Below are 18,671 nucleotides of genomic sequence, written 5' to 3' on the forward strand. Positions count from 1 at the left end.
TCCATCAGGTGGCTCGGTCGCGTTCGGCGACGAGCTGGAGGGCGACGTCGATGATCATGTCTTCCTGGCCGCCGACGTATCCGGCTTCGCCGACCCGCTGGAGGATCTCGTGGGCGGGTACGCCGTACCGCTCGGCGGCGCGTTCGGCGTGCAGCAGGAAGCTCGAGTACACCCCGGCGTAGCCCTGCGTGATCGCCGAGCGGTCGGCGAACGGCAGGCGGTGCAGGAACGGCTTGACGACGTCTTCGGCGGCGGCCAGCGCACCCTGCACGTCCACACCGGTGGGGATGCCGAGCCGTTCGAAGGTGGCGACCAGCACCTCGGTGGGAGAGTTGCCGGCTCCGGCGCCGAGCGCGCACAGGGCGCCGTCGATCTGGCGGGCGCCGTTCTGCGTGGCCAGCACCGAGTTGGCGACGCCGAGCGAGAGGTTCTGGTGGCCGTGGAAGCCGACCTGAGCCTCGTGCCCGATCTCGGCGATCAGCGCGCTGATGCGGGCCTGCGCCTCGCCGAGCACGAGGGCTCCGGCGGAGTCGACGACGTACACACACTGCGCGCCGCCGTCGACCATGATCCGAGCCTGCTTGGCGAGTTCGGCAGGGCCGACCCGGTGGGACAGCATGAGGAATCCGACGGTCTCCATGCCCAGTTCGCGGGCGGCGGCGAAATGCTGCAAGGAGACGTCGGCCTCGGTGCAGTGGGTGGCGATCCGGGCGACCGAGGCCCCGGCGGCCCGGGCCTTCTTCAGATCCTCCACGGTGCCGAGGCCGGGCAGCAGCAGTACGGCGATGTTGGCGTTCTTCGCCTCGTCAACCGCGGCGGCCACCAGCTTGACGTCGTCTTCGAGGGAGAAGCCGTAGTTGAAGGAGGATCCGCCGAGGCCGTCGCCGTGGCTGACTTCGATGACCTCCACGCCGGCCTGGTCGAGGGCGTGCACGACGCCGCGTACCTGTTCCTCGGTGAAGCGGTGGGCCATCGCGTGACTGCCGTCGCGCAGGGTGGAGTCGGTGATCCTGATCTTGTCGGGTGTGCCGGTCACGCGGTCACCTTCCCCAGGGCGAGTTGCTCGCCCACGCGGGCGGCGGCGGCGGTCATGATGTCGAGGTTGCCGGCCCACGGCGGCAGGTAGTCGCCGTTGCCCCTGACCTCCAGGAACACCGCGACGCGGGCCATGCCGTTCCAGATGTCGCGCGGCGGGTCGAACTGTGGCTCGGCGCGCAGGGCGTACCCGGGCACGTACGTGGCCACCTCGGAGACGATCTCGTGGATCGAGTCACTGATCGCGGCCGTGTCGGCGTCCTCGGGGATCGCGCAGAACACCGTGTCCCGCATGATCATGGGGGGCTTCACCGGGTTGAGGATGATGATGGCCTTGCCCTTGGCGGCGCCGCCGACCTGTTCGATGGCGTGGGCCGTCGTCTCGGTGAACTCGTCGATGTTGGCCCGCGTGCCCGGGCCCGCCGAACGGGAGGCGATCGAGGCCACGATCTCGGCGTAGGAGACCGGGACCACCCGGGAGACGGCGTGCACGATCGGGATGGTCGCCTGTCCACCACACGTGATCATGTTGAGGTTGGGCGCGTCGGACAGGGTGTTCAGGTTGACCGGCGGGCATACGAACGGCCCGACGGCGGCGGGGGTGAGGTCGATCGCCGTGATCCCGGCCTCGGCGTAGCGCGGGGCGTTGGCCAGGTGCGCCTTGGCGGAGGTGGCCTCGAAGACCAGGTCGGGGAGGGCGTCCTGGGACAGCAGCCAGTCGACCCCGCCGGCCGAGGCCGTCACACCGAGATCCCTGGCGCGGGCCAGGCCGTCGGAGGCCGGATCCACGCCCACCATCGAATGGATCTCTATCACGTCGCTGCGCAGCAGCTTGACCAGCAGGTCGGTGCCGATGTTCCCGGGTCCCACGATCGCCGCGCTCAGCCTGCTCATCGTGCCGCCCCCGTGAAGATCGCGGTCACCGGGCCGAGGCCGGCAAAGGTGGCGGTGACGGTCTCGCCCGGGCCGACGGGGATCGACGCCGTGACCGACCCTGGCAGCACGACATGCCCGGCCTCCAGGCTCACCCCGCGCTCGCCGAGCACGTTGGCCAGCCAGACCAGCGCGTTGATCGGGGAGCCGAGCACCGCCCCGCCCGCGCCGGTCTGCTCCAGCACCCCGCCCCGGTACAACAGGCAGCCGGTCAGAGCCAGGTCGAGACCGTCCAGCCGGACCGGCCGGGTGCCGAGCACGACGCCGCCGCTGGAGGCGTTGTCGGCGATGGTGTCGGGCAGAGTGATCTCCCAGTCCGCGATCCGCGAATCGATGATCTCCAGGGCGGGCAGGACGAAGTCCACGGCGGCCACCGCCTCAGCGGTGGTCACGCCGGGGCCCGACAGCGGGCGTCCCAGCACGAAGGCGATCTCCGGCTCGATTCGCGGCTGCAGGAAGCGCCCGGAGTCGATCGGGGCGGAGTCCTGGAAGAACATGGCGTCCGTCAGATGGCCGAAGTCCGGCTGGTCCACCCCGAGCTGCCGCTGCATCGCCGCCGAGGTCAGGCCGACCTTGTGGCCCTTGACCACGGCGCCCGCCGCGGTCCACTCGCGGACCTGGGCGAGCTGGATCGTGTAGGCGTCGATGATCGACAGGCCGGGGTAGGTCGTGGTGAGCGGTGGAATCGGCGTGCCGGTCGCGTACGCGTCGAGCAACGCGGCCGCCGCCTTCTCCACGGAACCGGTGTCCATGGCTGTTCCCTTTCGAAGTTTCGGCAGCACCCTGTCGCGACAACCCGTCCACCGGCAACGACGGCGTCCCGTGAGACGGAACGGGAACCGTAAAGTGTCGGTATGTCCACCCAGGTCACCGATGAGGGATCGTTCCTCCGGCGTGTCGCCACCGTGCTGTCCGCCTTCCGCGCCGACGACGGCGACCTCGGCGCGTCCGAGCTGGCCCGCCGCACCGGTCTGCCCAAGTCGACCGTGCACCGCATCACGCTCGGTCTCGCCGAGGCCGGACTGCTTGAACGCCACGGCGGGCAGGTGCGGCTCGGCCTGCGACTGTTCGAGATCGGGCAGCGGGTGCCCCGCCAGCGCGTGCTCCGCGACGCCGCCCTGCCGTACATGACGGACCTGCGGGAGGCCACCCGGCAGACCGTGCACCTCGCCGTGCTCGAAGGCCACGAAGTCGTCTACGTCGAGATTCTCCCCACACCGGGCGGCCCCACCCTGCCCTCCCGGGTGGGCGGGCGGTTCCCCGCCCCAGTGACGGGGGTGGGCAAGGCCATCCTCGCCTTCTCGCCCGCGGAGACCGTACGGGCGGTACTGCAGCAAGAGCTGCCCCGGATCAGTGAACGCAGTGTCATCGCGCCCGGCGTTCTCGCCCGCCAGCTCGACCGTGTCCGTACTGAAGGGGTCGCGTTCGACCGCGAGGAATCGGGGGCCGGAATCGTCTGTGCCGCCAGCCCCGTCCTCGCTCCAGACGGCACCGCCTTGGGCGCGCTATCGGTCTCTGGGTGGAGCTCCACCATGCGGATGGCCCGGGTCGCCCCCGCCGTACGCACCGCCGCGCTGGCCCTTTCCCGCGCTCTCGGTGCCCAGGGCGAGACGCCACACACCTGATCTCACCGGGCACGCCTGGCACGACCCGCCGAGCAGCCGGATCGAAGGCCCGCTGCCGAGGACCTCATCGCCCGCCATCACGACCAGATCATCAAGTACGCAACGGCGCCGCGACTGCGGACCAACGAGGCTGGGCAGGTTCTACGGCGCTGCATGAAGGTAATGGCCCCAAGCAGCCGGTCTACCTCGCCCTCGCCTGTGACTACGGCCAACGACCGGATCTTTACGCCGCCATGGTGTCCTCACCGGCGCCGACCGCGAACACGCGGAGGTCTCGATGCTCGCCCTCCACCTCCGGGAAGGACGTCGGAAGATCGCGTGCGGTGCCACGCGCCCTCACGCGTGTCGATGGGACTTCCGCGCGGCGCTTCGCAGCTCCGCCGCGAGCAGCCGGGCGGTCTCGGTGAGCGCATCCACCAGCACTCGCGCTTCGCGGCTCACCGAGCGGTCCGCAGGAAGGGTGATGCCGATCGCGCGGGGGACGGTGTCGAGATGAAGCGGAAGCATGTCCAGCAAGTCGTCGCGCACCCCGATGAGCATGGGCAGGGGCGCGATCGAATCGGTCTGCAGGACGATCTCGCGCGAAGTCAGGAGGGTGGAGCACTCGGTGATGTCGCGCGGCGCTTTGAGGCCGGCGGTCGCGAACATCTCGTCGAGTTCGGTCCGCAAGGTGCTCGGCTGCAGGGGCAGGATCCACGGATAGGACAACAGGTCGGCGAGTTGCGGTGTCGCGGACAGCGCGGGGTGGCCACGGCGTACCACCGCCCGCACGGCCTCGTCGTAGAGCCTGATGTGGTGAAGGGCCCCGCTGTAGGTTCCGGAGTCCAGCCGGCCCACCAGCAGGTCGACCTCACTCCGCCGCAAGCTGGCGGCCAGGACCTCCGCGGTGCCTTCCACCACGGAGACCGAGATCTCGGGATGCGTCTGCTTGACCGCGACGACGGCTTGAGGCAACAACGCGTAGGCGCCGGCCAGGTTGGTCCCCACCCGTAGTGGCCGGGCGCCTCCGTGGCGTACCTCCTCGATCTGCTCGGAGGCTCGGCGAAGGCTTCCCAGCGCCGATCTGGCCCGTTCGATCAGGATCTCCCCGGCGGTCGTGGGGAGCACACCCCGAGGCCCGCGCACGAACAGGGCCATGCCGATGAGGTCCTCGAGCTCACGGACACTGCGCGTGACTGCCGGCTGGGACACGTAGAGGGCCTCGGCGGCCCTCACGAAGGACCCTTCGTCGGCGATCGTCACGAGGAGGATCAAATGGCGCAGCTTCAGTCGACCGCCGAACGGCTGTTGGGCCTCCACCACCATGACCTCGCTCCAGTTCTCCGTCGATGTCGTGAGCGTATACCGTGGGGCGCCGGCATACCCTGGGAGTTATACCTAGGCCTGGTTTAGCATTGGTGGTCCGCGTCTCACCACGCGCAGGATTCTCGGCATGAATCCTCCGGCTTCTCCGGCCCCCCAGCCCTCGAACTGGAGCGACGCCCTCGCGTCCGGCGCCGTCACCGTCGTCGATCTGACAGCGCGGCTTTCTTCGTCGACTCCGGTCCTCCCTCTCCCCGAGGGGATGGCCCCCATCCCGCGCTTCGAGCTGGAAGAGCTCGCCAGGTACGACGAGCGCGGCGAGACCTCCTACCAGAACGGCATCCACACCGGCGAGCACGTCGGCACCCACTTCGACGCGCCCTGCCACTGGGTGACCGGCATCGAGCACGGCGACGTCTCCCAAGTGCCGGCAGAGCGCCTGGTCAGGCCCGCCGTGGTCATCGACAGGACCGCCGAGGTCGCGCAGGACCCTGACTACCTGCTCACCGTCGAGGACGTGCAGGCGTGGGAACGCGCGCACGGAGCGCTGCCGGCGGGCTGGCTCCTCTACCGCACCGGCTGGGCCACCCGGTCCCACGACCAGGACCTGTTCCTGAACGCCGACGACCGCGGACCGCACACCCCGGGGGTGACGCCGGAATGCGCCAGGTGGCTCGCCGAGGAGACCGACATCGTCGGGTTCGGTGTCGAGACCGTCGGCACCGACGCCGGCCAGGCCTTCGGCTTCGATCCGGCCTTTCCCGTGCACACCTATCTCCTCGGCGCGGGCAAGTACGGCGTCACCCAGCTGCAGAACCTCGACCTCCTCCCCCTGACCGGCACGCTGATCGTGGTCGCCCCGCTCCCCATCGTGGGCGGATCGGGCAGCCCTGCTCGCGTCCTCGCGCTGGTTCCCGGCAACGTCTCGGAGGTGAACTGATGCTGGTTCGTGAGGCGATCGGCGAGCAGCTCGCCGACCTCGGGGTCCGGGTTGCCTTCGGTGTGGTCGGTAGCGGCAACTTCCACTACACCAACGCGCTCATGGAGCACGGCGCCCGATTCGTCGCGGCCCGCCACGAAGGTGGAGCAGCCACGATGGCCGACGCCTACGCCCGGATGTCCGGCGAGGTCGCCGTCCTCTCGCTCCATCAGGGCTGCGGATACACCAATGCACTCACCGGAATCGCCGAAGCGGCCAAGAGCAGGACACCCTTGCTCGTCCTGACCGCCGAGGCGACCGAGCCCACCTCCAACTTCTTCATCGACCAGGCCGGCATGGCCGAAGGCGCCGGAGCGCTCGCCATGCGCGTGCGCTCGCCCGAAACGGCTCTGGTGGACGTCGCCCGCGCCTACGCAGCCTGCAAGCACCAGCAGCGCACCGTGGTGCTCAACGTTCCCATCGACGTCCAGGACATGGAGCTGCCGGCCCATGCGCGCCGGCGCACGTTCGGCCCCCTCGGGTTGCCCCAGCCCGCGCCCGAGGACATCGCTCGCTTCGTCGAGCTGATCCAGTCCGCCGAGCGACCGGTCTTCGTGGCGGGGCGCGGCAGCCGGGGGGATGGCGCGAAGGAAGCGCTCCGGGAGCTGGCGGCCGCCTCGGGCGCGCTGCTCGCCACGTCTGCCGTCGCGCGAGGACTCTTCAACGACGACCCCTGGGGCATCGACGTGTCCGGCGGCTTCAGCTCTCCGTTGACCGCCGAGCTCGTCAGCGGCGCAGACCTCGTGGTCGGCTTCGGATGCGCGCTGAACATGTGGACGATGCGGCACGGGAAGCTGATCGGCGAGCACGCCAAGGTCGTCCAGGTCGACATCGATCCTGAGGCCATCGGCCGGAACCGCGACGTGGACCTGGGCCTGTGGGGCGGCGTCGCAGAAACCGCTCGCGCCACCACGGCAGCCCTGGGTGACACGGTTGGCGGTGACCGTCGCGGCTACCGCACGCCCGAGGTGGGTCAACGCATCCGCTCCTCGCTGCGCTGGAACCAGGTGGACTTCACCGACCAGTCGGCCGACGGGCGGATCGATCCCCGCACCCTGTCGATGGAGCTCAACCGGCTCCTTCCCAGCGAGCGGATCGTGTCGGTGGACTCGGGCAACTTCCTGGGCTACCCGAGCATGTACCTCGACGTCCCTGACGAGTACGGCTTCTGTTTCACCCAGGCGTTCCAGTCGGTCGGGCTGGGCCTGGCCACCGGCCTCGGCGCCGCGCTCGCCCAACCTGGCCGGTTGCCCGTCGTCGGCGTGGGGGACGGCGGATTCCTGATGGGCATCACCGAGCTCGAGACCGCGGTCCGGCTCGCGGTGCCCCTTCTCGTGGTGATCTACAACGACGCCATGTACGGCGCCGAGGTGCACCACTTCGGATTCGACGGCCCGCCACTGGACGCCGTGGTCTTCCCCGACAGCGACCTCGCCGCGATCGCGCGTGGCCACGGGTGCGAGGCGATCACCGTCCGGGAGGTGGCAGACCTCGCGCCGGTCAAGGACTGGATCTCGTCCGGTCCGAGCCGCCCGATGATCATCGACGCCAAGGTGCTCTCGCGCGAGGGCTCGTGGTGGCTGCAGGAGGCGTTCGGCCACTGAGCCGAATGCGAGGTCTGGAGGAGACATGGAGAGCAGGCAGCCGGCAGCGCTGACCGCGACCGAGACCGTCAGCGTGACCCCACGTACCAGCGACGGCAACACGCGCCCTCGCGGGCGGGTGCTTCGCAGTGACCGAATCATCGAACGCTCCATCATCGCGGCACGCGGCGTGGCAGGGGTTCTGGGCTTCCTCGCCCTGTGGGAGGTGGTCGCCAGGTACGACCTGTTGCCCCGCGACGTGCTACCCGCCGCGTCGACGACCTTGGCGAGCTCGGCCGAGCTCCTCGGCGACCCGACCTTCCTCGGCCAGATCGGCGCCACGCTGTGGGCGGCCTTCGCCGGCTACTCCCTGGCCGTGGTGATCGCGGTGCCGGCGGGACTGGTGCTCGGCCTCTCCGATCGGTTGCACGCGGCCACCGCCACCGTGGTCGAGCTGCTCCGGCCACTGCCGCCTGTCGGGTTGGTCCCTCTGCTGGTGCTCGTGGCCGGTCAGGGACTGGAGATGAAGGCGGTCGTGGTGGCCCTCGGGTGCGTTTGGCCGTTGCTCATCAACACCATTCACGGCGTTCACTCCACGGACGGCACGGCGCGGGCCACTGCGCGCTCGTTCGGCTGGTCACAGCGAACGGTCGCCCTCCGCGTCGTATGGCCCTCCGCCGTGCCCTCGGTGCTGACCGGCGTGCGGATCACTGCCTCCGTGGCGCTCATCCTGTGCGTCGGCGCGGAGTTCATCGGGGGGAGCCGCGACGGGCTCGGCAGCTGGCTGCTCCAGCAGAGCATGCTCCCGGGAGGGATCGACACCGTCTGCGCAGGTGTCGTCATCGCCGGAGCACTCGGGCTCCTGGTCAACGCCGTGGTCACCGCACTCGAGCGCCGCTTCGCCGGCTGGGCACACCGGGAGGACTCGTGAACACCTCGGTCAAGAGCAACGAACGCGTCCTTCGCATCGCCGTGGGCTGGGGCGCCGCGGCCCTGCTGCTGCTCGCGTGGCAGCTCGCGACGGCGCGCTCCGCATCACTGTTCTTCCCCACACCGCTGAAGATCTTCGACGACCTGCGGGAGCGGTGGTTCTCCGACGGGCTGTCCGGCGGCATCGTGACCGACGCCTTCTTCGTCGACATCACACCGAGTCTCGAGCGGCTCCTCATCGGCCTCCTGATCGCGTGGTCGATCGGCATCACGCTCGGAGTGCTCCTCGGCCGGATCCCGGTCGTCGCCCACATCGTCGAGCCGATCCTGCACTTCATGCGGGCCCTCCCGGGGCCGGTGCTGCTTCCACTGGCGCTCGTCCTGGTCGGAACCGGGACGACGATGCGGGTCTCGCTGATCGCCTTCGGTGCCGTGTGGCCGGTCCTCTTCAACACCTACAGCGCCGTACGGCGAGTGCCGGAGGGCTATGTCGAGACGGCTCGTGTGGCGCGGGTGTCACGGGTGCGCGTCCTGTTCCAGGTGATCCTGCCCTCGGCCAGCTCGGGCCTCTTCGCCGGCATCCGCGTCTCGACATCGCTGGGCATCATCCTGCTCATCGCCTCGGAGCTGGTCGCGGCCTCTGACGGCATCGGGTTCGGTCTCACCCAGGCCCAGCGTTCCTTCCAGTTCCTCCCCATGTGGTCGTTCATCGTCGCCCTGTCGCTGCTCGGCTACCTGTCCAACCTCGTCCTGGCGGGGATCGAGGCCGGCGTCCTTCGCTGGCACCGCCTTCAGATGTCAGTCCAGGACTGACCCGGCCCGAAAGGCTCCGCGATGTCCCACGCACTCCTGGAGGTCGAAGACCTCCGACACACCTATCGCACTCGCCAGGGCGACCAGACGGTTCTCGACGGCATCAACTTCGAGGTCCGGCGCGGCGAGTTCGCCTCGATCGTCGGCCCGTCCGGCTGTGGCAAGACCACGTTGCTGCGCACCCTCTCCGGTCTGCTCCGACCCACTCACGGCACGATCGCGCTGTCGGGGGAAGTGATCACCGGCGTGCCCCGAGGACTCGCCATGGTCTTCCAGGACTACCGGGCGTCGCTGTTTCCCTGGCGACGCGTCGGCGCCAACGTGGAGTTCCCTCTCCTGGGTCGGGTCGCGAAGGCCGAGCGGCGTTCACGAACTGCCGAGTCGCTGGCCGCGGTCGGCCTGGCCGACGTAGCCGACAAGTACCCCTGGCAGCTCTCGGGCGGCATGCAGCAGCGTGTCGCCATCGCCCGGGCGCTGGCGATGCGACCGGAGCTCCTCCTGATGGACGAGCCGTTCGCCTCCGTCGATGCGCAGACCCGCTCCGATCTCGAAGATCTGCTGCTCCGCGTCCGAGAGCAGTTCGACGTGACGATCCTCTTCGTCACCCACGACGTAGACGAAAGTGTCTACCTCAGCACCCGGGTGCTGTCGCTCAGCAAGGCGCCGACCGTCATGACGGCCGACGTCCCGGTGCCGCTCGCGTTTCCGCGGGACCAGATCCGCACCCGCGAGAACCCGTCGTTCGTCGAGACGAGAAGCGAGGTGGCCCGACTGATCCGACAGGCGAGTCCCGGTGGCCTGTCCACCGCAGAAAGCTCTCACTGACGGACGACGCCGGGCGCGGGTCATCCCCACCCGGCGCCCGAGACCTTCCCTGCCACGTGCGACGAAGCAACTTCGAAGGAGCACACCCATGAACCTGCGTACCAAGCGACTATCTGGCGTGCTCGCGCTCACGCTGCTGCTGGCGAGCGCCACCAGTGCGTGCGGCAGCGACGACGCCCCCGCGTCAGCCGATGGCCCCACCAAGGTCACGCTCTCGATCCCTCCGGTCGGCGACTCGCTGCCGGTGTACGACGCGATCGCCAAGGGCTACTTTGCCGGCGAGGGCCTCGACGTCGAGCTCAGGCCCGCCGCGAACGGCGCCACCACCATCAACGCCCTGGTCTCCGGCAGTACCGACCTGGCCCTGGTGTCCTACCCTTCGCTGATCACCGCCCGGTCCTCCGGCATTCCGGTCACCATCGCCGCTCCCGCGATCGCAGGGACTGAGGAGTACGCGTCCGGCCTCTACGTCCTGGCGGACTCCGACATCGAGAAGCCGGCCGACATGGTCGGCAAGAAGATGGCGACCCCGTCGCTGGGCTCCGTCGGCGACGTCTGGTTCCGAGGTGTGCTGCTGGCGGAGGGTCTAGACCCCGGCAGTGTCACCTACGTGGAGATCCCGCAGGCCAACATGGCCGCCGCCCTCAAGGCCGGCGACGTCGACGGCATCTTCCAGACCGAGCCGACCCTCAGCGCGACCCAGGCCAACCTCGACATCCGGCTGGTCGCCTCCCAAAAGGGGCCGCAGGGCCTGTTCGCGACGTCCGCCAAGTTCCTGAAGGACCAGCCCGGCGCGGTGGCGGCCTTCCGTGCCGCGCTCGCCAAGGCGGTCGCCGACATCGAAGCGGACCCGCACGGCGTGGCAACGGCGATGATGCCCAAGTACACCAAGATGAGCGCGGAAGTCGCCGCCAAGATGCGGCTTCCCCAGTACCAGGTCGACTACGACGCCGCAGGCGTCCAGAGCGTCGTCGACCTGATGGTCAAGGTCGGCCTGATCAAGGGCTCCTTCGACGCGAGCGACCTCTATCAGGACGTCAAATGAGCACCCCTCGTCGGCTTCGCTGACGAACGCCCCGCAACCCCCGCCACCAGAGCGGGCCACGCCCTCACGGGCGCGGCCCGCCGGAGGAGATCGATGTCACACCCCACCCGCGACCACGTCGCGATCGTCGGCGCCGCCGAGTCGCCCTACACCCGCCACCCCGGCGCGGGCACCACGACCGCCGGAGTGCTGCGTGACGCAGTCGTCCGGGCCCTGCGCGATGCCGGCCTCGAACCGGGGGACGTGGACGGGCTCGGTGTCGCCAGCTTCACCCTCGGCCCGGACCACGCCATCGACCTCGCCTGGCGACTGGGCCTCAACCTGCGCTGGATCATGCAGGACACCAACGGTGGCGCGAGCGCCGGCGGAATGCTGCAGCACGCCGTGCGGGCCGTCGAAGCCGGCGACGCGTCCGTCGTCGTGCTGGTCGCCGGCGACGCCATGGACAAGGCCGCCCACACCAAGCTGGTCAGGGCCTACAACCAGGCGACCGTTGACCACTTGGCCGACCTTCCCATGACCGGGCCGAACGCCCTGTTCGCGATGCTGACGCAACGGCAGATGGACGCATGGCAGCTCGACCGGAAGGACTACGGCGACCTCGTGGTCGCCCAGCGTGCCTGGGCGGGACTGAACCAGGGAGCGGTGTACCGCGCGCCGATGACGCTGGAGGAGTACCTCGACGCGCCCCTGGTCGCGTCACCGCTCGGGCGTTTCGACTGTGTCCCACCGGTGACGGGCGCTGACGCCATCGTGGTCGCCGGCGAGGAGCGGACCACGGGTCGCCGCGCCCGGGTGCTGGCGGTCACCACCGCCTACAACGCCGACGACCAGGCAGGCGACGGCATCCAGACCGCGGTCGCCGGCTGTGCCCCCGCCGCCTGGGACCGCGCAGGTGTCGCGCCGACCGACGCCGACGTGATCAGCGTGTACGACGACTACCCGGCGATGGTGCTGTCCCAGCTCGTCGACCTCGGGGTGACCCACCCCGGAGCGATCCGGGCCGTCATCGCCGAGCAGATATCAACCCGGCGTCTGCCGGTCAACACGTCCGGCGGCCAGCTCTCCGCCGGCCAGGCAGGAGCCGCGGGCGGCATGCACGGATTGGTCGAGGTCGTCCAGCAACTGCGCGGGCGCGCCTCCGGTCGACAGCTCGAGGCCCGGATCGGCGTGGTCACGGGCTACGGCATGGTGCTCTACAGGCACGGGTCCTGCGGCAACGTGGCAGTGTTGGAGGCGGTCGCATGAGCCTCCACGTCCAGCGCTGCGGTGGTTGCGGCAAGCACTACTTCCCCCGGCGTCTGCTGTGTCCCGGGTGTGGCGCCCACGACTTCGACGACGTGAGCGTCGAGAAGGGCCGAGTCGTCACCTCCACGCGGACCAGCGACGGTACGACACTCCTCACCGTCGAGTGCGCGGCCGGCCTGCAGGTCGTCGCGCGGCTGATCGGTGAGCACCTTCCCCCGCATCGGGAGCTACCGTTCACGACATCTCCTGCCACGCCGGGCCCCGCGGCCTTCGTCCCGGACCCCACGCACGCAGGCGACGACCCCCGTCGCCTGCCGCGGGACACACCGCTGCGTGAGTGCACCATCCCCGGGATGCTGCTGGCCCGGGCGGCGCTGACGCCCGAAGCCCCTGCCCTTGTCTGCGGCGACGTTCACCGCACGGCGGCCGGGATGGTCGAGGCGGTGGCGCGCGCAGCGGGTGCGCTCGCCGCCCGCGGCGTCACCTCGGGCGAGCGAGTGGCCTTCCTCACCGCCAACCGTGTCGAGCTCCTCGACCTCGTGCTCGGTGCCGCCTGGTTGGGTGCGGTCGCGGTCCCGATCAACATCGCCGTCCGGGGAGCTCAGCTGCACCACATCCTGGCGAACTCACAGGCCCGGCTTCTGGTCGTCGAGGCCGACATCGAACCCCACCTCGAAGGTCTCCCGGCTCTGCCGGACCTGCAGGAGAGGTGGGTCCTCGGCGACCGGACCGAGCCCATGCAGGCGCCGGTACCGCCGGCGGTCGTCGCCCCCGGAGACCCCGCCGCGATCCTTTACACGTCGGGCACGACCGGCGTCTCCAAGGGAGTCGTGTGCCCGCACGCGCAGTTCTGGTGGTGGGGCAACAACGTCAGCGACCAGATCGGGATCCAACCGGACGACGTGCTGCACACCTGTCTGCCGCTGTTCCACACCAACGCCCTCAACGCCTTCAGCCAGGCCTTGGTCAGCGGCGCGACCTACGTCCTGGGCGGCCGCTTCTCGGCGTCCCGGTTCTGGTCGCAGATGGTCGACAGCGGCGCCACCGTGACCTACCTGCTCGGCGCCATGGTGGGCATCCTCGACAGCCGGCCGCCGTCGGCCCTGGATCGCGCCCACAGGGTACGGCTCGCGCTGTCGCCGGCAACACCGGGTCGACTGCTGACACCGTTCCGCGAGCGCTTCGGCGTCGCGCTGCTCGACGGCTACGGATCGACCGAGACCAACGCGGTCGTGGCCACCCGACCGGGCGAGGAACGACCAGGTTACATCGGGACGCTGCAGCCTGGCTTCCACATGCGGGTGGTCGACGCCGACGGCGCCGACGTACCGCTCGGTACCCCGGGTGAGCTGCTGCTGCGCAGCGACCAACCCTTCGCCTTCGCGTCCGGCTACTTCCGGATGCCTGAAGCGACCACCGCCGCGTGGCAGGACCTGTGGTTCCACACCGGCGACCGCGTGTGCGTGGAAGCAGGGGGATCCATCCGGTTCGTGGACCGCATCAAGGACGTGATCCGGCGTCGCGGCGAGAACATCTCGTCGGTCGAGGTCGAGGACGTGCTCCGCGCGCACCCCGCCGTGGCGGAGGTGGCCGTCTACGCCGTCGATTCCGAACTCGGCGAGGACGAGGTCATGGCGGCGGTCGTCGCCAAGGAAGCCGCACAGCTCGACTTCGAGGACCTGGTGGAGTTCTGCGGCCCGCGCCTCGCGGCGTACGCCATCCCTCGATTCCTCGTCCGGCTCGACGCCCTCCCGCTGACCGAGAACGGCAAGGTCCGGAAGTCGGAGCTCCGCGGCCGCGGAACCGACGGTGCATGGGACCGCCAGCCACCTCGTCCCGAGCCGACGGTTCCTGACTCGGCCCTAACACAACGGACTTCCCATGCGTGAGTACAAGAACTTCCTCGACGGTCGATTCATCGACGGCGCGGAGGCGTTCGCCGACATCGACCCGGCGACCGGCCAGCAGGTCGCCTGGGTGCACGAGGCGGACGCCGCCCTCGTCGGCCAGGCAGTCCGGGCAGCGCGCGCGGCGCTGGACGGCCCCTGGGGCCGGACGACGATCCAGCAGCGCTGCACCCTGCTCCGCCGCATCGCAGACGAGATCGACCGGCGCGCCGACGACCTCCTGGCCGCCGAGGTCGCCGACACCGGCAAGCCCGAGGCAGGCGCTCGCGCTCTCGACATCGCACGCTCGGCCGCCAACTTCCGGGCCTTCGCCGATGTCGTGGGAGCTGAAGGAGTGGAGTCCTACCTCCAGGACCTGGATGACGGCCGACAAGCGCTGAACTACGCCGTCCGCAAGCCGCTGGGCGTCGTGGCGGCGATCGTGCCGTGGAACCTCCCGCTCCTCCTCCTGACCTGGAAGCTGGCGCCGGCGCTGGCGTGCGGCAATGCCATCGTCGTCAAGCCGTCCGAGGAGACACCGGGCTCGGCGACGCTGCTCGCCGAGGTGCTCGCCGCGGCGGGCGTGCCGAACGGCGTCTACAACGTCGTCCACGGTTTCGGCACCGGTTCGGCGGGCGAGCACCTCACCAGCCACCCGGGCATCGACGGCGTGACCTTCACCGGGTCGACGGCGACCGGCGCCGGCATCATGAAGACCCTCGCACCCCGCATCCGCCCGGTGTCCTTCGAGCTCGGCGGGAAGAACGCAGCCCTCGTCTTCGCCGACGCCGACCTCGATGCCGCAGTCGCCGGGCTGACCCGCTCCGTGTTCGCCAACACCGGGCAGGTGTGCCTGTGCACGGAGCGCGTCTACATCGAACGCTCGGTCTTCGACGAGGTGACAGAGCGGCTCGTCGCCGCGGCCGAGGCCCTGCGACTCGGAGCGCCTTCGGATCCGACGACGACGACCGGCCCGGTGATCTCGCGGGCTCACCAGAAAAAGATCCTCGACTACATGAGCCTCGCCGAGCAGGCGGGCGCCAAGACCCTGACGGGAGGACGGGCAGCTGCCCCGGGCGGTGCTCTCAACGGGGGCTTCTGGGTCGAGCCGACCCTCTGGACGGGCCTGAACGACGACGACCGGGTCGTCCGGGAGGAGATCTTCGGTCCCGTCGCAGCGCTCATGCCCTTCGACACCGAGGAGGAGGCAGTCAGGCGTGCGAACGACACCGACTACGGGCTCGCGGCCGCGGTCTGGACGTCCGACCTCCGTCGCGCTCACCGGGTCGCAGCCCAGATGCAGACCGGGATCTCGTGGGTCAACACCTGGTTCCTGCGCGAGCTGCGATCGCCCTTCGGCGGCATGGGACTGTCGGGCATCGGCCGCGAGGGTGGCCGTCACTCGCTCGACTTCTACACCGAGACGACGAATGTGTGCGTGGCACTGTGAGCGACGACGCCTACGCCACCCAGGCCGCTCTCCTCGGGCGCAGGCACGCTCGCGGAGAACAGGGCGTGGGTCTGAAGCTCGGGCTCACCAATAGCCCAAGATGCGCCAGATGGGTGTCGACGAGGTCGACCTGGGCGACCGCGCCGTCACGATGCGGATCGGCGACGGCTGCCACCGAAGCCGTCCCCTTGCGACCCGGACCGGTGAGCGCCGAAGTCGCCTGCCTCGAATGCGTGCGTGCGGTGGTCGTCGCGGTCCATCAGCTGCCCCATCCGCACCTGCTGATCGAGATCCAAGCCGTGGCACACCTGCCCGGCACCCCCCAGGAGGAAGCGCAATGACCCAGCCGACCACCGACTTCCACGTCGATCCCTACGAGGAGTGGTTCCACCAGATCAAGGGCTCCATTCTACGAGGACGCGGCGGCCCGCACCTGCCACGCGGCTGGCCACAGCTCTCCGGTCCGGAGCCCCCCACCCCTGCCGACGCCGCCGCGCTCGCACGGATCTTCAACGACCTCGCGCTCGAGATCACCGCCGAGTCCCCACGGCTGCTGTCGTTCTGCCAGGTGTCCCTGCGGGACCCCGACCTCTCGTGTGGCGTCGACATGGTCGTCTTCGAGGAGGCGCGACCGGTAGGCGCGCTCGTGCGGGCGAGCTTCCTCGCGGAGGACGAACGGAACCTCCTGCCCCGCGGCAACGCGACCACGTGGCTCGGGCTCGACCAGATGGTCGCGGCCTCGTGAGCTCGACCTCCCTCCCGCAGCACATGCGAGCCGTCGTCGCCAGCCGAGCGGGCGGACCAGATGTCCTGACGACAACGCAGCGGGCCTTGCCGCGACCTGGGCAAGGCGAGGCGCTGGTGCGCGTCGTCGCGGCAGGCGTGAACCGGGCCGACCTCATGCAACGAGCCGGCAACTACCCCGGCGCGGCAGCGGTCGCCGACCTCGGCCTCGAGGTCTCCGGGGTCGTGGTCTCGGTCGGTCCGGATGTCGGGGACGACCTGCTCGGCCGTGAGGTGTGTGCGCTCCTCCCCGGAGGCGGGTACGCCGAGTACGTCGCCGTGCGCGCCGCACACCTGGCGCCGGTTCCCGCCGGTGTCTCCACCGTCGACGCCGGCGGGCTGATGGAGGCCACCGCCACCGTATGGTCGAACCTCTACATGCCCGACAAGCCCGAACCGGGGTCCTGGCTGCTCGTGCACGGCGGCGCCAGCGGTATCGGTGCGACGGCCGTGCAGATCGCCGCCGCCCATGGCGTACGGGTGGCGACCACGGTCGGCTCGCCCGACAAGGCCCGGTTCGTCGAGGGGCTGGGTGCCGATCTCGTGATCGATCACCGCCGACAGGACTTCGCCGACGAGTTGTGCAATCGCGGCATCCGTCCCGCAGTGGTGCTCGACATCGTCGGCGCGGACTACCTGCAACGAAACCTGCGGGTGCTGGACCGCGGCGGCCGCCTCGTCGTGATCGGTCATCAGAGCGGCTCGCGGGCCCCGATCGACCTCGAACCGCTGCTCAGGAACAACCTGACGCTCACCGGAAGCGGTCTGCGGATGCGACCCGATCACGAGAAGGATCAGATCGTCGCCGACCTCGTGCAGCACGTGTGGCCGCTGTACGAGAGCGGCGCGATCGTCCCGACCACCCACGCGGTCCTCCCGCTCGAGAGGGCCGCCGAGGCTCATCGCCTCCTCGAGCAATCCCACCACCGTGGCAAGGTCCTGCTCCTCGCTGACCCTGGCCTGCCCTCGACATCCGAAAGCCGACCATGAGCAGCCCTCACTCCCGGATCCTGTACCAGAGCTTCACCGACCCGGCCGTCCACCAGCCATACCTCTCCAGGCTGCAGGCCTACCTCACCGAGATCGCCGCGCCCGGGGTCACCTACGAGGTGCGTGGGATCAGCCCGGCCGACACCCAGTTGGGCAGGCTCAGCGAGCTGCGTTGCGGCGTCCAGTCAGTCGCCGGCATCGTCGCGGCGGCCGAGGAGGGCTTCGACGCCGTCCTGGTCGGCCACTTCCAGGACGCGTGTCTCTACGAGGCGCGGACGGCCGTCGACATCCCGGTCATCGGGCACGGCGAAGCCAGCATGCTCCAGGCCTGCATGCTGGGTGGCCGCATCGGCCTCGTCACCCTCGCCCCCGTGTACCTCTCGTGGCATAGCGAGCAGATAGCACGCTACGGACTGTCGTCTCGGGTCGTCGACGTCCGGCCGCTGCGGATCACACCCGACCAGGCGGTCGCAGCCTACGACGACGACGCGGCGTACCAGTCGATCAAGGACACGTTCGTCTCGCTGGCCATCACCATGGTCGAGGAGAGCGGTGTCGATGTCGTGATGTCGGCGGGGGGCCTGTTCGCCCTGCTCAGTGCCCGCGACCACGTCGAGGTGCCGGGCGCACTGGTGGCGAACCCGACCCTGCTCGCGGTCCGGCAGGCGGAGGCGTCCGTCGCGATCACGCGAGCAATGGGAACTCCGGTCTCTCGCGGAGGGACCTTCGCCAGGGCAACGCCGCAAGCCGTGGAAGAACTGCTCACTCTCGTCAAGGGGACGCAACGATGACCACCTTCAGCTACACCGCCCACGCCCTCGCCACCGGTGACGGACGCTCCGGGAGCGTCCGCTCGGACGACGGCCTGATCGAGCTCGACCTGGGAATCCCCGAAGGCCTGGGCGGCGCCGGCGGGCACGTCAGCAACCCCGAGCAGCTCTTCGCCGCCGGGTACTCGGCCTGCTTCCTCTCGGCCCTGACCTCGGTCGCCCGCGCGCAACGCGTCAAGCTTCGTGACGCCCGCGTAGCGGCGCGGGTGACGATCGCCGGCGGGAGCGCTGGCTTCGACCTGTCCGTCGAGCTTGTCGTCACTGCTCCGGACGTGCCGCCGGAGACCGGGCAGGCGCTGCTGGAGGCTGCCCACCGCAAGTGTCCCTACTCGAAGGCCGTCACGGGAAACATCCCCGTGAAGCTCACCCTGTCCCCCGGAAGCTGAGCCGGGCCTGTCGGTTTCCGCGGCCTGC

Annotated in this window: 19 protein-coding genes; 15 read left to right on the forward strand and 4 right to left on the reverse strand. The window is 70.0% G+C overall.

Going from position 1 to position 18,671, the window contains the following annotated elements; translation table 11 throughout:
- Nucleotides 1-4 precede the first annotated feature (4 nt).
- Genes dmpG through SMD20_RS43375 form a run of 3 tightly spaced genes read right to left on the reverse strand, consistent with a single transcriptional unit; the run spans nucleotide 5 to nucleotide 2,720 of the window.
- Nucleotides 5-1,036, reverse strand: a complete 1,032-nt coding sequence (dmpG, locus tag SMD20_RS43365; protein WP_329592949.1) for a 4-hydroxy-2-oxovalerate aldolase — start codon at nucleotides 1,034-1,036, stop codon at nucleotides 5-7.
- Nucleotides 1,033-1,929: an acetaldehyde dehydrogenase (acetylating) gene (locus SMD20_RS43370; RefSeq protein WP_329592951.1), complete on the reverse strand. Its 897-nt coding sequence runs from the start codon at nucleotides 1,927-1,929 to the stop codon at nucleotides 1,033-1,035. The genes dmpG and SMD20_RS43370 overlap by 4 nt, the downstream gene beginning before the upstream one ends.
- Nucleotides 1,926-2,720: a 2-keto-4-pentenoate hydratase gene (locus SMD20_RS43375; protein WP_329592952.1), complete on the reverse strand. Its 795-nt coding sequence runs from the start codon at nucleotides 2,718-2,720 to the stop codon at nucleotides 1,926-1,928. The genes SMD20_RS43370 and SMD20_RS43375 overlap by 4 nt, the downstream gene beginning before the upstream one ends.
- 102 nt (nucleotides 2,721-2,822) lie before the next feature.
- On the opposite strand from SMD20_RS43375, the gene SMD20_RS43380 reads away from it, so the two are divergent.
- Nucleotides 2,823-3,593, forward strand: a complete 771-nt coding sequence (locus tag SMD20_RS43380; protein WP_329592954.1) for an IclR family transcriptional regulator — start codon at nucleotides 2,823-2,825, stop codon at nucleotides 3,591-3,593.
- A gap of 336 nt (nucleotides 3,594-3,929) precedes the next feature.
- Here the strand turns inward: SMD20_RS43380 and SMD20_RS43385 are convergent, their stop codons facing one another.
- The gene (locus SMD20_RS43385; RefSeq protein WP_329592956.1) at nucleotides 3,930-4,898 is read right to left on the reverse strand and encodes a LysR substrate-binding domain-containing protein; all 969 of its coding nucleotides are present in this window, start codon (nucleotides 4,896-4,898) and stop codon (nucleotides 3,930-3,932) included.
- A 127-nt stretch (nucleotides 4,899-5,025) separates the two neighbouring features.
- Here SMD20_RS43385 and SMD20_RS43390 point away from each other — a divergent pair, with 127 nt between their 5' ends.
- The 14 genes from SMD20_RS43390 (at nucleotide 5,026) to SMD20_RS43455 (ending at nucleotide 18,643) form a co-directional block, all read left to right on the forward strand.
- Nucleotides 5,026-5,835: a cyclase family protein gene (locus tag SMD20_RS43390; RefSeq protein ID WP_329592958.1), complete on the forward strand. Its 810-nt coding sequence runs from the start codon at nucleotides 5,026-5,028 to the stop codon at nucleotides 5,833-5,835.
- Nucleotides 5,835-7,478, forward strand: a complete 1,644-nt coding sequence (locus tag SMD20_RS43395; RefSeq protein WP_329592959.1) for a thiamine pyrophosphate-binding protein — start codon at nucleotides 5,835-5,837, stop codon at nucleotides 7,476-7,478. The genes SMD20_RS43390 and SMD20_RS43395 overlap by 1 nt, the downstream gene beginning before the upstream one ends.
- Nucleotides 7,479-7,503: 25 nt before the next feature.
- Nucleotides 7,504-8,388: an ABC transporter permease gene (locus tag SMD20_RS43400; RefSeq protein ID WP_329592961.1), complete on the forward strand. Its 885-nt coding sequence runs from the start codon at nucleotides 7,504-7,506 to the stop codon at nucleotides 8,386-8,388.
- Nucleotides 8,385-9,200 carry an ABC transporter permease gene (locus SMD20_RS43405; protein ID WP_329592962.1) on the forward strand — a complete coding sequence of 272 codons (816 nt, stop codon included), beginning with the start codon at nucleotides 8,385-8,387 and terminating at the stop codon, nucleotides 9,198-9,200. Before SMD20_RS43400 ends, SMD20_RS43405 begins: the two co-directional genes overlap by 4 nt.
- A 21-nt stretch (nucleotides 9,201-9,221) precedes the next feature.
- On the forward strand, nucleotides 9,222-10,025 hold the full coding sequence (locus SMD20_RS43410; protein ID WP_329592963.1) for an ABC transporter ATP-binding protein: 804 nt from the start codon (nucleotides 9,222-9,224) through the stop codon (nucleotides 10,023-10,025).
- Nucleotides 10,026-10,143: 118 nt separating this feature from the next.
- Nucleotides 10,144-11,070: an ABC transporter substrate-binding protein gene (locus SMD20_RS43415; RefSeq protein ID WP_329592966.1), complete on the forward strand. Its 927-nt coding sequence runs from the start codon at nucleotides 10,144-10,146 to the stop codon at nucleotides 11,068-11,070.
- A gap of 93 nt (nucleotides 11,071-11,163) precedes the next feature.
- Nucleotides 11,164-12,318, forward strand: coding sequence for a thiolase family protein (locus SMD20_RS43420; RefSeq protein ID WP_329592967.1), 1,155 nt, complete (start codon nucleotides 11,164-11,166; stop codon nucleotides 12,316-12,318).
- Nucleotides 12,315-14,207 (forward strand): ATP-dependent acyl-CoA ligase, encoded by a 1,893-nt coding sequence (locus tag SMD20_RS43425; protein WP_329592968.1) that lies wholly within the window; start codon nucleotides 12,315-12,317, stop codon nucleotides 14,205-14,207. Before SMD20_RS43420 ends, SMD20_RS43425 begins: the two co-directional genes overlap by 4 nt.
- Nucleotides 14,200-15,654 carry a 2-hydroxymuconic semialdehyde dehydrogenase gene (locus SMD20_RS43430; RefSeq protein WP_329592970.1) on the forward strand — a complete coding sequence of 485 codons (1,455 nt, stop codon included), beginning with the start codon at nucleotides 14,200-14,202 and terminating at the stop codon, nucleotides 15,652-15,654. The genes SMD20_RS43425 and SMD20_RS43430 overlap by 8 nt, the downstream gene beginning before the upstream one ends.
- Complete coding sequence (locus SMD20_RS43435; RefSeq protein WP_329592972.1) at nucleotides 15,651-15,995, forward strand: hypothetical protein; 345 nt, start codon at nucleotides 15,651-15,653, stop codon at nucleotides 15,993-15,995. Before SMD20_RS43430 ends, SMD20_RS43435 begins: the two co-directional genes overlap by 4 nt.
- Nucleotides 15,992-16,399 carry a hypothetical protein gene (locus SMD20_RS43440; protein ID WP_329592974.1) on the forward strand — a complete coding sequence of 136 codons (408 nt, stop codon included), beginning with the start codon at nucleotides 15,992-15,994 and terminating at the stop codon, nucleotides 16,397-16,399. The genes SMD20_RS43435 and SMD20_RS43440 overlap by 4 nt, the downstream gene beginning before the upstream one ends.
- 23 nt (nucleotides 16,400-16,422) lie before the next feature.
- The gene (locus SMD20_RS43445; RefSeq protein WP_329594741.1) at nucleotides 16,423-17,427 is read left to right on the forward strand and encodes an NAD(P)H-quinone oxidoreductase; all 1,005 of its coding nucleotides are present in this window, start codon (nucleotides 16,423-16,425) and stop codon (nucleotides 17,425-17,427) included.
- Entirely contained in the window at nucleotides 17,424-18,218 is a 795-nt protein-coding gene (locus tag SMD20_RS43450; RefSeq protein WP_329592976.1) for an aspartate/glutamate racemase family protein, read from the forward strand. Before SMD20_RS43445 ends, SMD20_RS43450 begins: the two co-directional genes overlap by 4 nt.
- The gene (locus tag SMD20_RS43455) at nucleotides 18,215-18,643 is read left to right on the forward strand and encodes an Ohr family peroxiredoxin (RefSeq protein ID WP_329592978.1); all 429 of its coding nucleotides are present in this window, start codon (nucleotides 18,215-18,217) and stop codon (nucleotides 18,641-18,643) included. The genes SMD20_RS43450 and SMD20_RS43455 overlap by 4 nt, the downstream gene beginning before the upstream one ends.
- Nucleotides 18,644-18,671 lie beyond the last annotated feature (28 nt).

The sequence above is a fragment of the Nonomuraea sp. LP-02 genome, assembly GCF_036289125.1.
Classification (GTDB): Bacteria; Actinomycetota; Actinomycetes; order Streptosporangiales; family Streptosporangiaceae; genus Nonomuraea; species Nonomuraea bangladeshensis.

Excerpts from the sequence above, each read along its gene's own strand:
- SMD20_RS43370 (WP_329592951.1), bottom strand. The coding sequence starts at position 1,929 with ATGAGCAGGCTGAGCGCGGCGATCGTGGGACCCGGGAACATCGGCACC.
- SMD20_RS43375 (WP_329592952.1), bottom strand. The coding sequence starts at position 2,720 with ATGGACACCGGTTCCGTGGAGAAGGCGGCGGCCGCGTTGCTCGACGCG.
- SMD20_RS43380 (WP_329592954.1), top strand. The coding sequence starts at position 2,823 with ATGTCCACCCAGGTCACCGATGAGGGATCGTTCCTCCGGCGTGTCGCC.
- SMD20_RS43385 (WP_329592956.1), bottom strand. The coding sequence starts at position 4,898 with ATGGTGGTGGAGGCCCAACAGCCGTTCGGCGGTCGACTGAAGCTGCGC.
- SMD20_RS43390 (WP_329592958.1), top strand. The coding sequence starts at position 5,026 with ATGAATCCTCCGGCTTCTCCGGCCCCCCAGCCCTCGAACTGGAGCGAC.
- SMD20_RS43395 (WP_329592959.1), top strand. The coding sequence starts at position 5,835 with ATGCTGGTTCGTGAGGCGATCGGCGAGCAGCTCGCCGACCTCGGGGTC.
- SMD20_RS43400 (WP_329592961.1), top strand. The coding sequence starts at position 7,504 with ATGGAGAGCAGGCAGCCGGCAGCGCTGACCGCGACCGAGACCGTCAGC.
- SMD20_RS43410 (WP_329592963.1), top strand. The coding sequence starts at position 9,222 with ATGTCCCACGCACTCCTGGAGGTCGAAGACCTCCGACACACCTATCGC.
- SMD20_RS43420 (WP_329592967.1), top strand. The coding sequence starts at position 11,164 with ATGTCACACCCCACCCGCGACCACGTCGCGATCGTCGGCGCCGCCGAG.
- SMD20_RS43425 (WP_329592968.1), top strand. The coding sequence starts at position 12,315 with ATGAGCCTCCACGTCCAGCGCTGCGGTGGTTGCGGCAAGCACTACTTC.
- SMD20_RS43430 (WP_329592970.1), top strand. The coding sequence starts at position 14,200 with ATGCGTGAGTACAAGAACTTCCTCGACGGTCGATTCATCGACGGCGCG.
- SMD20_RS43440 (WP_329592974.1), top strand. The coding sequence starts at position 15,992 with ATGACCCAGCCGACCACCGACTTCCACGTCGATCCCTACGAGGAGTGG.
- SMD20_RS43445 (WP_329594741.1), top strand. The coding sequence starts at position 16,423 with ATGCGAGCCGTCGTCGCCAGCCGAGCGGGCGGACCAGATGTCCTGACG.
- SMD20_RS43450 (WP_329592976.1), top strand. The coding sequence starts at position 17,424 with ATGAGCAGCCCTCACTCCCGGATCCTGTACCAGAGCTTCACCGACCCG.
- SMD20_RS43455 (WP_329592978.1), top strand. The coding sequence starts at position 18,215 with ATGACCACCTTCAGCTACACCGCCCACGCCCTCGCCACCGGTGACGGA.